This window comes from Sulfurimonas indica (genome assembly GCF_009192995.1).
Classification (GTDB): Bacteria; Campylobacterota; Campylobacteria; order Campylobacterales; family Sulfurimonadaceae; genus Sulfurimonas; species Sulfurimonas indica.
Map to the genome: position 1 here is coordinate 99,144 of NZ_SDID01000001.1, position 12,928 is coordinate 112,071.

The following is a 12,928-nucleotide window of genomic DNA, read 5'->3' on the forward strand; positions in this document are numbered from 1 at the left end:
AAATGAAGGCTCTCTATGGAGTATAAGATCTCAGAAGTTGTAGCAAAAACAAATGTACCAAAATCAACAATACTCTACTATATCAAAGAGGGTTTATTGCCCGAAGCTAAAAAGATTAAGCTCAATGTTCATAAATACAGTGACGAACATATAGAACTGATAAGATACATTAAATATATGCAAGAGAGAATGGGAAGCTCCATCGAGGAGATAAAAGAGGCTCTCAGGAAAAAGAACAGCTCCTTTGCAGGCTCTTATACAATGCTTGCACCACTTATGAAAACACTCAGTGATGACTCAGGACTTGAACACTACACAAAACAAGAGTTCATTGAACACTTTGCGATTGATAAAGATCTACTGCAAAAGCTGATAGAAGATGAAATTGTACTGCCAGTCAATCAAGATGACTTTACAAAAAAAGATGCAACTATCGTAACACTGGTAGAGCACTTTTTAGAAGTTGGAATACCCTACTCTATACTGCAAGAGTACATAAAGCATGCGACGATACTTGCAAATATCGAGCAAGAGATGCTAGAGAAACTTTGCGATGTAAGAGATGAAGAGAATTTTACAACTCTTTGGAAAATTATGTTTGACACACTCTTTCATGCCAAAAAATATCTATTTAACCGCTCTACCTATAAACTACTTTTTCAAAGAGCAAAAGAAGAGATTACTCAAAAATAGACTCTATTTTGCCTTTGGACGGAATGCCTTTATAACATCTTCATTCGTCTCAATATATGGTCCCTCTATCAAATCGATACAATACGGCACAGCAGGAAAAACAGCATCCAGACACTCACGGATTGATTTTGGTTTTCCAGGAAGATTGATAATCAAAGAGTTTCCACGAATCCCAGCTGTTTGGCGTGAGAGAATTGCTGTTGGAACATACTGCAGACTCACCTGACGCATCAGCTCTCCAAAACCGGGCATCATTTTGTCGCATACATTCTCAGTAGCTTCTGGTGTCACATCACGAAGTGCAGGACCTGTACCACCAGTCGTTACCACCAAACAACATCCTGCCTCATCACAAAGCTCTTTCATCGTATCTTCAAGCACATCCTGCTCATCCGGAATACATCTGTACACTATCTCAAACTCACTTTTAAGATAATCTTTCATCGTATTCTGAATCGCTACTCCACTGATATCTTCATAGATTCCTTTACTTGCTCTATCACTTGCTGTTATTACACCTATTTTTATTTCTGCCATTATTCTTTCCTTATTAGTTTTTTATTTCATTACAATAGTTTTTATATTTTTTTATTCAGTTAATAAAAAATGATTCCCGTCTTTTATATATGTTACGGTTGCCACCTCTTGAAAAAACTCTTTTGCTGCATCAGCATCCACAATGTGGTCCTTAGCACCAAGATAGACCTCTATAACTACACCTGCCTCACGCAGCTGTAGCAACTCCTCTTTTTTCCATTCATAATACAGAAGTTCTTCAAGCTCTTCTAAAACAGTTATACTCTGCTCTACTTTTCTACGTTCATAAGGTAAAAAACAGGCGTTGATAAACTGGCGCAAATAGGCCTCTTCATTTTTTCTGTATGCCATCAACTGCAATCGTTTAAATTTTTCATCTTTACTTTGAAAAAATGCCGGTGAAAAAAGCTGTAGCGTATCTACCCTTTTTCCTTCTAAAAGTGCTTTTTTCAGACTCTCAAATGCCTTTATAGCACCATAAGAAAAACCACAAACCGTATAATCACTCTCTTTGATAAAAGGTGCAAAAAAGTGCACATCATTCTTTAGAGAAAAACCACTAAAAAATTTCATTGATATACTTTTTTACCTCTTCTTTTGTAATGCTCTCTCTGTCTTGTAAGACACGTTCAACATTTTGCATCACTTCACCCAGTGATTCCAAAAGCAGTGTTGTCTCTTCATAGAGACGTTTTAACATAAACTCTTCCTCATTGGCTTCTGGAATGATCGATGAGCCCATTCCATACTCTTGACACATCTTATGCGTAATATATTTGGCCTCATCAAGGTCATTTTTTGCACTGCTTGCATGCTCATCAAATTTCATATCACAAGCCACACTACCGGCGATAAGCATTTTCACACGAGCCTCTAACTCCTGCTTGATGAAAGGCTCATCTGTTGCAGGTGTAAGCTTCTCATTAGAGAGCATCAACTTCTCAAATGGCAGGTCATAATATGTTGCTATTATGACTTTTCCTGCCTGATAAGTAATACGATAGGCTTTTTGTTTGTCACTCAGCATCTGCAGTTTTTTCTTACCAAACATCACTTTATCTTTTACCTGATAAAAATGATCCAAAGTTATATGAAAATCATTTTGGCGAAGAGCCAAAAGTGCCGCTTCATTCACAAGTGCAGCTAAGGCTGCTCCATTAAATCCGACTGTCATATTTGCAACCACTTTGACATCAAGCTCATGAGGTACTTTAGAAAGATATTTCATCAGAATTGATTCACGCTCTCGTTTTGTCGGTAGTTCAACAAATACACGTCTATCAAATCGTCCTGCACGAAGCAGTGCCGGATCAAGTACATCTATCTTGTTTGTTGCAGCAATTATAATAACACTGCTAGATCCTTCAAAACCATCCATCTCCGTAAGGAGCTGATTGAGTGTTGCCTCACGTTCATCATTTCTCTGTCCGTCACGTTTTTTACCGACAGCGTCAATCTCGTCTATAAAGATAATTGATGGTGCATTTTTCTTTGCCGCTGCAAAAAGCTCATGAACACGTTTTGCACCCATACCTACATAGATCTGTACAAAAGAAGCCCCACTTTGGTAGTAAAACGGCACATCTGCAGCATTTGCAACTGCTTTGGCTATCATAGTTTTCCCAACTCCGGGAGGTCCTACGAGTAAAACACCTCGAGGAAGACGTGCACCAAAGTTCTTATAACGTTTTGGATTTTTCATAAAGTCAATAATCTCTTCAAGCTCAATTTTGACATCACTGATACCGCCAATATCATCAAAACTTACATCACTTTTTATCGCTTCTATAGGAGCACTTATCTCTAAAGAGCTGCTACCCGTACCTTCATTTTGTTTTGTTGTAAATTGAAGTGTAGAAAAGATACCTTTGCTTTGTAAAAATTTAAAAAGCAAAGAGCCAATTCCTAAGAAAAGAACCAAGAAAAGAATATAGATAAGAATGTTTGATTCACTACCAACTTCAACTTTATAATCAACAAACATTCGAGGAGTAACCTGTGAAGAAGCAATCTTATAATAACCGTTTTTTGTCTTCAGATAGACATACTCTTTTGTTACTATTACTTTTGTTACCTGCTTATTTTGTAATAAAGCGTTTGCCTGACTCAGCGTAATAGCATCAGCATTGTCACGCAGTATTGCAAAAAGAATGAGGGCAATAATAATAAAAGCAGAAACGATTAATGCAATACGGTTTGTTTTAGATGTTGGCATAATTATGTTCCTTCATCACTTCATAATCTGAAATTTTCACCCAATTTCCAAGAAGGTCTTCATCTGATTTTACCACTATTTTATTAAAATGTTGGTCAAGACCATGATACAGCCCGCTTTTATAGGACTCAATGAGAACATCCAACTCCCCATTAAAAGCTTTTCTAAATGCATAATTTTTCTCATTTACCAAAGCTTCTATCTCATGCAGTCTCTCTTTTGCAACTTTGCCATTTACTTCTGGTTTCATAGTCGCAGCAGGTGTACCATCACGCTTTGAATAGGTAAAAGCATGCAGATGTGTAAGTGGCAATGCTTTTGCATTCTCCATTGCCTCTTGCCATAACGCTTCACTCTCTCCTGGAAAGCCGGTAATAAAATCTGTTCCTATCGCATAGCCTTTATCAGCTAAAAACTCAAACAGTTCTCTGTCTTGTCTGTAAACATTTCGTCTATTCATCAGTTTAAGCATTTTGGGAGATGTATGCTGCAGGGCAATATGCATATGCTTCTCCATCCATGACTCATCTAAAATCTCTTTAAATTCATCCGTAATTTGAATCGGTTCAACACTCCCTAAGCGAATACGACGTACTCCACGAATAAGTGACATCTTTTTCATCAACTGTGCCAAAGATGTTTTTGTATCTTGACCATATGAGCCGACATTTGTTCCTGTTAAGATAAACTCACCAAAACCATTGAGTGCCAAGCGGGAAACCTGCTCTAAAATGCGTCCTTCATCCATACTTCGTGCATCACCACGAACAAATGGAATGATACAGTAAGAACAACGAAAATTACATCCCTCTTGAATCTTTATAAAAGCACGGCTTTTACCGACGAACTCATCAACAACCATCTCATCTATATGGTTCAAGTCACCCTTTTCATAAAAAGGCTGCTCTTTTTTCAGTAATGTGTCGATTTTCTCTTTTTCACTCTGCCCAAAGACACCATGTACTCGTCCCTCACGCAGTAGTGATTCACCTTTTGTATGTGCTCCACAACCTGTTAAAAAAAGCTTCTTATTATCTCCTTTTTTCTCAAGTTGTGAGATATAAGAACGTACATGAGTATCTGCACCGTTGGTAACTGTACAAGAGTTAATAACCACAACATCTGCTTCATCTTCATTCTCTGTTATCTCATACTCTTGAAGCGAGCTCATCATTACTTGTGAGTCATAAAGATTTGTACGACACCCAAAGGTTTTAAAATATACTTTTTTTGACATTATACTAACTCGTTATTATGTGCCACAGGTGCTTCACTTTGCATATCGATATTGAGTTTTTGTGTAGGGTATGCAATAGTGATATCATCTTCTGCTTTAAAAGCATCAATAATCTCTGTTGATATTACACTTCTGAGTGTCAGTGTTCCATAGGCATTTGTCAGATACCAGGCTTCAATATCAATTCCATATGGTTCAATGAAAGAGTAGATTCTTGGTTCAACATTTGTATTTTTCAAACTGTAGTGCTGACGCAACTTATTGAGCTGTTTTCTTGTAATGTCAGTATATCCTTTAGAGTACTTTTTTGTAATCTCTTTGACAAGATGCATCGCTTTTTTATGGTTCGAATCAAATGTCACCGTAATCTTTACACCATCCCATACTGTTTTTAAAGAGTGGTGCGTATAGTTTGCAATCATGCGTGTAAAAATGTAATTGTTCGGCACAAAGATGATACGTCCTGCACGACGATTTTGCATAATAGATGTGAGTGTGATATCTTCTAAAATCGTAATACGAAGCAGTGAGATATCAAGTACATCTCCCACATATTTCATCCCGTCCATATCTACACGGATCCTGTCCCCTACGTGAACACTGCCGCCAAAAACAATCACCAACCAGCCAAGAATGGACATAAACCAGTCTTTCATGGCAATAGCGATACCTGCAGATGCAAATCCTAAAATAGTGACTAAATAACTGACATTTTCTATGTAGTTGAAAAAGAGTATCAGAAGAATTATAGTGAAATTTGTAAAGGTAATAATCTTATTTGCCATATAGAAGCGTTCATTATCAGTAATGTACTTTTTAACAATAAGTTTAAGAAGAAAAAAGATGAAAAAGACAAATAAAACAGCGATACCAATCTTTATAAGTCTGTAAACCTGTTTTTGTATCCCTTTGTTAATGCTTATTTTTGCAATCTCTAAGCGCTTTTGATACACATTGAGTGTTACGCTCATTGTATCTAAAGCTCTTTCAAATCGCTCTAGCTCTGTCTGCTTTCTTTCCAAGACATCTTGATACTTCTCTGGATTTAACTTGTAAAGTTTTTTATAAAGATCAAGCTCCTTACGCAGTAAAACAATTAAAGCGCTTAGGTTCTCTTTCCTTTTTTTATAGTCATCATAATTTGCATCTATCGTCTTTATAAGAGAGAGGCCTGTAAATATCTCAAACGGATTGGATATTTTGGGAACATCTTCTATCTTAGGCGGCGTAATGAGCTTGGAAAATGGTGCACTGCTGTCACCTTTGAGTTTGTTTATCTGTGATGTTAAAATATTCTCTTTAGAGATAAGCCCTGCAAGCTCATCCATATCACTTGAGGTTTTCGCATGCTTTGAGAGCCACTTAATTCTCTTTTTGATAGCATCAAGCTTATTTTTCACCTCTAGCGATGTCAGATAGGATGCGTAACTTTTAATCCAAACATTCTCATCAGATATCTGATTGTCAAGTTCATTCAGTTCTTTAAGGTATCTGCTTATCTGCTCTGAAACAAGCATTTTTTGCTGTGTTGCATCATATGCATCTGATTTTTCTGCCGCTGTCTGGACTAGGGCATTGTTTGCATCAAGAGCAAAAGTCTTTAATGGTAAAAAAAGTATAAAAACTGTAAAAAGTACTCTTTGAAAAAACAGCATCATTATTTTCCAAACGCTTTTAAGACAGAAAGGACAACTGCTTTGTCCACTTCATCTGTAATTTTAACACCGCCAAGACCAACAGGTAAGATAAAAGTGATTGTTGCATCTGAACTTTTTTTATCTAAGAAAAATGCATCATAAAAACTCTCTACATTTTCTATCATATAATTCGTAGGCAGATTGTATTTTTCCAACAAAGCTTTTACTCTTTGCGCTTCTTCTTCACGCATAAGACCCAGTTTCACAGAAAGTGCATTTGCCATAACCATTCCAATGGCAACAGCTTCTCCATGAAGATACTTTGTATAACCTGTTTCATTTTCAATAACATGTCCAAATGTATGACCATAGTTAAGTGCAGCTCGTAGACCATGCTCTTTTTCATCTTTTGCAACAACATCCGCTTTTGTCTCTACAGCCTGTTTAATCGCTTCTTGCAGTGCAGTTTTATCGTTCAAGTCAGCATTTTCCAAATATTCAAAAAAGGTTTTGTTAAATGTTACTGCCATCTTGACAACCTCTGCAACACCTGCACCAAACTCACGTTTTGGCAGTGTTGTTAAAAAATGCGGGTCAATATAGACCGCACGTGGCTGATGAAAAGCACCAATGAGATTTTTACCATAACTGTTATTAATTCCTGTTTTCCCACCGACACTTGCATCAACTTGTGAAAGCAGTGTCGTTGGAATCTGTACAAAATCAATACCACGCTGGTAGATACTTGAAGCATATCCTGTCATATCCCCGATTACACCACCGCCAAAAGCGATCAAAAGAGATTTTCTGTTAAAACGATGATTGAAAAGAGATTCTAAAATCAAATCAATGGATACCTGATTTTTGTAGCCCTCTCCATCCGGTACAGTAATGATATAAAGCTCTTTGGCTCTGATTTTTGAGAGCAAATAGCCTAAATGCAAACCTGCTACTTTAGGGTTTGTAACAATAGCTACCTTTGTATCATATGTGAGCTCTGGAATTGTATCAATAGTAATATCATAAGAGTTATCAACAACTTGTTTAAGGGGAATGTTTACTTGCATTATCTGTCCAAAAATATAATATGATAGATAATACTTAAATTATGCTAAAAAGTTACTAAATTAGAGCTGTACAGGTATGAAAATTTGATGATAATTATCAAGCTTGAAGTACAGTTTCTCTGAATCAGTAGAGAAGAGTGCATAAGTGCGTCGTGTTGTCAATTTAGAAGTAAAAGGAAGAATCTGAATAAAATTATCTTTATGCTTCAAAGCACGAATAGGATTTTCATTCTCTTTTATCACTTTAATTGACTTTGAAAAGATTGTAGAGAGGTTGTAATAGTGCTCGATTACCTGCTCTTTTTCCTCTTGATGCTCCTGAAGATAATTATAGAGTTCAAGGTTAAAGTTCATCTGCTCAGAGATATCAAAGATAGTTGCAGAAATCTTCTCCAAATCTCTGTTATCAGAGAGCACAAGTGCCGCATCTTTTACGTTTGAGAAGCTTCTGTCTGCAAGCTTGAGTACAGGAACATGTACTTCATACAGTGCACGTCTGACATAGTAATCCCTAAACATCTCCGTAGGTACGATAACCAGACCGACATGGTAGGATTTGACATCATTGAAAAATGTCTCTTTGAGATTTAAGCTGTCATAATTAATATCAATAACAATATCCAGGTCTCTATACTCTTTGATATACTGCAGTATCTCTATATTTGAAGGATTGACAACCTTAATGACAAGATCATGTTTGAACTTTGTATGTACATAAACAGCACGACGTACCAGTTCTTTTATCTTTGCGTGAGAAACTATGTCCATATCTATGTAGAGCAAAATATTTGTTCCAAATGGCTCAGGAAATTGTCCAAGTTCACGCTTAATGGCACGGTATACAGATTTAAGAACTGCAGGCTGTCCCACTAAGAGCAGCAAGTCATTTGGCTGGATCATCCGTCTTCGTGAAGGCATCAACAGTTGACGATTTCTGTAAATTGCAACGATTCGCCAGTTCTTTTGCTCAATCACACCAATGTGACGATAGACAAAAGAACTTCCAAAAGGAACGAGAACTTCCATAATCTCGCCTTCACCAAGTCCAACATTTTGGGCAATTACAGGAACATTTGGAAGATAATCAAGCATTCTGGAAGCCAAGATCTCATTTGCATTGACTAAAACGACATTGGCATCTTCATTCTCCATATTCCACTGATTAAGGACAATGATACGAAGCTGTTTTTTGATAACTCTGATATTTTTGATGGTGTTTTCAACGTCCGCCTGACTATCCATGGCAATAATAACCTGGATAAACTCCATCTTAAGCAAATTTGACAGTTTATAAAAACTTGTTGGATCAAATTCATAAAATTTAAAACGTGCAGGATTGGCTGTAGGGAACTCTTTTTCTTTTAGCTGAACGACATAATAGATGTTTTCACTCGTATATGTCTCACTTACCCTTTGAATAAAATGCTCACCGATTGCACCATCACTGATTATCAATATTTTTTTCATGGCCGTATTATATCAGAACTTTAACTGTTATCTTTTTTGAATACGTGAACGTTCCACCCACATCTCTTTATCTGCTTTTTTCCAAACTTTGTTGACAAAATAGCCGGTGATTTTAACACGTGTTTGAGTTCTCACATTAGAAGTAAAAGAAGTTCCTTTTTCCCATTTGCCAATGGTTTTCAAACTACGTATACCGGCATAAATATTTGCATCCTCACGCAGACGGAATGCAGATGCCTTAAAATGTATTATCTCTACTTTTTTACTCTTTTTTACTATAGCTTGAGTACTTTTTTTGAGTTTTAGTGTTGGAAATTTGTTCTCATCTTCACACAAAGGCTGTCTGATGACTATCTTTTTTATTTTCTCTTTGACAATAACTTTTGTTTTCGGACTCTTTTTTTGTCTCTTTAACTGTTTGTTCAGCTCTTTTATTTGATTTTTCAAATGTGTGATTTTTTTCTTGTAGACACTGTTTTCATGCTCTAAAACAATGTTTTTCTCTTTTAGATCAAAAAGCTGTTTTTCATAACTGTGACGCAGTTTTTCAATATCATCAACGATGGCATCAATCCGCTGTATCTCCTCTGTAGCAAAAAGGTTACAAGAAAAAAAGAGAAAAAATGTAAGTAAAAAGAGCCGTATCATCATCTGCCTTTTTTAAGAAGCTTTACGCCCATCTCTACATGATGTGTATATGGAAACTGGTCAAAGAGTGCCATATCTATCACTTCATGTGTTTTTGTTAAAATTTCCAGATCCCGATAGAGTGTTTCAGGGTTACAGGAGATATAGACTATAGTATCATATCTTGCACTGAATTTACAAGAGTATTCATCCATACCACTGCGAGGAGGGTCAACAAATATAGCATTGATATCGTAACTTTTAATGTCAATATCTTTCATTCTGCGAAACTCTCGTACACCATCAAGTGCTTCTACAAACTCTTCAACACTCATTCGTACAAACTCTATATTATCAACACCATTTAAAAGCATATTACTCTTTGCAGCATTTATAGAGGATTTTGATATTTCAGTTGCAAGGACTTTATTAAAAAGTGTGGCAAAAGGAATCGTAAAATTTCCTGCGCCACAATAGAGTTCCAGTAAATCTCCCCTACTTCCAAGAAATGCATCCATAGCCCAGAAAATCATCTGCTCGTTCACACGTGGATTTGGTTGCGTAAAACTGTTCTCTATGTAGTTAAACTTGTACTCTTTGTTTTTTATCATCAAAGATTCAGTGATATAATCCTGTCCGATTACTACTTTTTGTTTGCGTGAGCGCCCTATGAGGTAGATACCGAGTTTTTGAGCAATCTCTTTTGCTTTTTCTTCCCACACACTGTCAAGTTTTCGATGATAGATGAGTGAAACTACTATCTCACCAGAGCTTGAGCTTAGAAAATCAGCTCCAAAGAGTTTAAAACCAAGCTCTTTTTCTTTTATCTCACACAAGAGTTTTGGCATCAAAGCAGCAATATGCTCATTTACCTGTGGGCATGCATCAACCAATACAACACCTTTGTGCTCTTGATGATTCATCGCATAGAAGATATCATCTTCAACATGCCAGATTTTAAATTCACTGCGTGCTCTGTAGTGCTCTTGTGGTGACTCGAAAACTTTTATCTCTTGTGTGTAATATGGCTGAAATCTACTCTTATTGAGCGCTAACTTCTGCGAAAGCTGTCCCTCATATCCATCTTCATAAACACGACATGCACCACACTCACCAAAATATTTACAATCCAAAAGCTATTTCCTCACACTATTTTATTGAAGCAATCAAATTGCCAATAAGAAGATTCCATCCGTCAATCAGTACAAAAACAAGTATTTTAAAAGGCAGTGATATCATTACAGGAGGTAGCATCATCATACCCATTGACATCAAAATCGAAGCAACAACCATATCAATGACCAAAAATGGTAAAAAGAGTAAAAAACCTATCTCAAAAGCTGTCTTCATTTCACTGATGATAAAAGCAGGAATAACAATTGAGAGAGGTACATCAGCGACACTTTTTGGATTTTCCATTTTACGTATGCGTAAAAAGAGTGCCAAATCTTTCTCTCGTGTATTTCGAATCATAAAGTTTTTAAAAGGAAGGGCTGTTTTTGTAAATGCCTCTTCATAACCTATCTCTTGTGCAACATAGGGCTTGATTCCCTGCTCATATGCTCTTGTCCCTATGGGTTCCATTACAAAAAATGTAAGGATCATAGCAAGCATGACCAAAAGCTGTGTCGGTGGGACTTGCTGCGTTCCAAGAGCTTGGCGTAAAAAACCAAAGACAATCACAAAACGGGTGAATGTTGTCATCACAAGCACCATAGACGGTGCCAGAACCAAAAGCGTAAGAATAACTAAAACATTCAATGATGAGACGAGCTGTTGTGGTGTATCTGGAGCTGAGAGACTTAGGTTTACCGTTGGAATAGTTACAGCATCAGCACCAAAAACAGCCATATTCAATGCAAAAAGAGCTAGAATGATTCTCATCATTTTTTACTTGTTCACCTTATCTAAAACAGATGTTGTCTCTTTATTTTTCTCTTCGCTTTTCTTACCAAAGAAATGAAGCTCAACACGACGATTTTTTTCTCGTCCTGTAGGTGTTGCATTTGTTGCAATAGGATGATACTGTGCAAAGCCTGCTGCTGACATTCGAGCAGGATCAACCCCATCTAAAACCAACTCATGCAAAACAGAGATGGCACGTGCGCTTGAGAGTTCCCAGTTGTCCTTAAAAGGAGAAGACGGGCCAGGATTACCATCATCAGTATGTCCTTGTACGCTCACCTGCATATCATTTGGCAACTCACCGACAATAAATGCTACTCTTTTTAAGAAAAGCAGTGCATCTTGATTTTCAATCGTAGCAGATCCTGATTTAAAAAGCAGTGCTGCAGGCAGTTTGATAACAAAACCATTCTCAGCCTCTTCTACTGTAACCTCAGGACCTTGTGATTTTTCCATCATTTCATTGGCATCTGCAGCTGCCTGCTGAATTCTGTTTACTGCATCACTTGTCTCATCTTGAGATTCAATTGGAGTAGACTCCTGAATACGTTGCTTCGATATCTCTGTTTTTGTTCCACCTTCCAAAACACTCATAGCTCCGGAGAGAGAACCAATGGCTTCAGAGACTTTTTTAGCATCCATACTACTCATCGAGAGCAAAAGTACGAAGAAACAAAGAAGAAGAGACATCAAATCCCCAAAGGCAGCTAGCCAGGCAGGGAGACACTCTTCACATTCAGGACACTTTTTTTTACCCATCAATCTTCACTTTAATCAAACTGGCTTACACGATCAGCCGGTGCAAGATATGCAAGCAGTTTTGCTTCAAGAACACGAGGTGCATCCCCGGATTGAATCGACATGATACCCTCAAGTATCATCTCTTTTACCATCGTCTCTTCATCATTACGAATTGCCAGGATATTTGCAATCGGTGCTCCAAAGATATTACCGATCATTGCACCATACATCGTCGTAAGTAAGGCAACCGCCATAGATGGACCAATTGCAGAAGGATCTGCCATGTTTAGAAGCATCGCAACAAGACCGATAAGTGTACCGATCATACCCATCGCACCCGCAAGTCCTGCCCACTGACTAAAGATAGAACCGTTTACCTTGTGACGAGTACTTGTTTGTTCCATCTCTATCTCTAAAAGCTCACGGATGGTATCTGGCTCATTCCCGTCAATCGCCATAGAGAGTCCTTTTTTTAAGAACTCATTTTCTTCATTGTTTACTTCACTCTCTAATGCCAAAATCCCATCTTTTCTGGCTTTTGTAGCAAACTCAACAAGTTTTTTGATAAGTTCACCTGTATCTTCTTCTCCCGGCTTGATAGCTTTCATAAAGATCTTTGTAAACTGTTTCATCTGAGAAGGTTTAAATGAAACCATTAAGGCACCAATACTACCACCGATAACGATAAGCACTGATGGAATATCGATGTACGCACCGATACCAACACCCATAACCATAGCACCCAAAAGAAGTGCCATAATCAAAACAATACCAATGACCGTACCTAAATCCATTTAATTAC

General features: G+C 37.3%; 13 protein-coding genes. 1 reads left to right on the top strand and 12 read right to left on the bottom strand.

The window, feature by feature from the left end:
• Window positions 1–15: 15 nt before the first annotated feature.
• On the top strand, window positions 16–693 hold the full coding sequence (locus ES948_RS00585; RefSeq protein ID WP_152182979.1) for a MerR family transcriptional regulator: 678 nt from the start codon (window positions 16–18) through the stop codon (window positions 691–693).
• Window positions 694–696: 3 nt separating this feature from the next.
• Here ES948_RS00585 and mog read toward each other — a convergent pair whose 3' ends face one another.
• From mog to ES948_RS00645, 12 genes are read right to left on the bottom strand one after another with little or no spacing between them, the layout of a single operon-like run.
• On the bottom strand, window positions 697–1,230 hold the full coding sequence (gene mog / locus ES948_RS00590; RefSeq protein ID WP_152182980.1) for a molybdopterin adenylyltransferase: 534 nt from the start codon (window positions 1,228–1,230) through the stop codon (window positions 697–699).
• A 51-nt stretch (window positions 1,231–1,281) separates the two neighbouring features.
• Window positions 1,282–1,803, bottom strand: a complete 522-nt coding sequence (gene bioV, locus ES948_RS00595) for a pimelyl-ACP methyl ester esterase BioV (protein WP_152182981.1) — start codon at window positions 1,801–1,803, stop codon at window positions 1,282–1,284.
• Complete coding sequence (locus tag ES948_RS00600; protein ID WP_152182982.1) at window positions 1,790–3,445, bottom strand: AAA family ATPase; 1,656 nt, start codon at window positions 3,443–3,445, stop codon at window positions 1,790–1,792. Before ES948_RS00600 ends, bioV begins: the two co-directional genes overlap by 14 nt.
• The gene (mtaB, locus tag ES948_RS00605; RefSeq protein WP_152182983.1) at window positions 3,432–4,682 is read right to left on the bottom strand and encodes a tRNA (N(6)-L-threonylcarbamoyladenosine(37)-C(2))-methylthiotransferase MtaB; all 1,251 of its coding nucleotides are present in this window, start codon (window positions 4,680–4,682) and stop codon (window positions 3,432–3,434) included. Before mtaB ends, ES948_RS00600 begins: the two co-directional genes overlap by 14 nt.
• Complete coding sequence (locus ES948_RS00610; protein ID WP_246153785.1) at window positions 4,682–6,340, bottom strand: mechanosensitive ion channel domain-containing protein; 1,659 nt, start codon at window positions 6,338–6,340, stop codon at window positions 4,682–4,684. The genes mtaB and ES948_RS00610 overlap by 1 nt, the downstream gene beginning before the upstream one ends.
• Window positions 6,340–7,386: a 3-dehydroquinate synthase gene (gene aroB, locus ES948_RS00615; protein WP_152182984.1), complete on the bottom strand. Its 1,047-nt coding sequence runs from the start codon at window positions 7,384–7,386 to the stop codon at window positions 6,340–6,342. Before aroB ends, ES948_RS00610 begins: the two co-directional genes overlap by 1 nt.
• A 60-nt stretch (window positions 7,387–7,446) precedes the next feature.
• Complete coding sequence (locus ES948_RS00620; RefSeq protein WP_152182985.1) at window positions 7,447–8,853, bottom strand: COG3400 family protein; 1,407 nt, start codon at window positions 8,851–8,853, stop codon at window positions 7,447–7,449.
• Between the two features lie 27 nt (window positions 8,854–8,880).
• On the bottom strand, window positions 8,881–9,504 hold the full coding sequence (locus ES948_RS00625; RefSeq protein ID WP_152182986.1) for a hypothetical protein: 624 nt from the start codon (window positions 9,502–9,504) through the stop codon (window positions 8,881–8,883).
• The gene (gene trmA, locus ES948_RS00630) at window positions 9,501–10,613 is read right to left on the bottom strand and encodes a tRNA (uridine(54)-C5)-methyltransferase TrmA (protein WP_152182987.1); all 1,113 of its coding nucleotides are present in this window, start codon (window positions 10,611–10,613) and stop codon (window positions 9,501–9,503) included. The genes ES948_RS00625 and trmA overlap by 4 nt, the downstream gene beginning before the upstream one ends.
• Before the next feature lie 16 nt (window positions 10,614–10,629).
• A complete protein-coding gene (gene fliP, locus ES948_RS00635) occupies window positions 10,630–11,364 on the bottom strand; it encodes a flagellar type III secretion system pore protein FliP (protein WP_425505063.1) in 735 nt (244 codons plus the stop codon).
• 6 nt (window positions 11,365–11,370) lie between these two features.
• Window positions 11,371–12,144 (bottom strand): flagellar motor protein MotB, encoded by a 774-nt coding sequence (locus tag ES948_RS00640; RefSeq protein ID WP_152182989.1) that lies wholly within the window; start codon window positions 12,142–12,144, stop codon window positions 11,371–11,373.
• An 11-nt stretch (window positions 12,145–12,155) separates the two neighbouring features.
• A complete protein-coding gene (locus ES948_RS00645) occupies window positions 12,156–12,920 on the bottom strand; it encodes a motility protein A (protein ID WP_152182990.1) in 765 nt (254 codons plus the stop codon).
• Window positions 12,921–12,928: the final 8 nt, after the last annotated feature.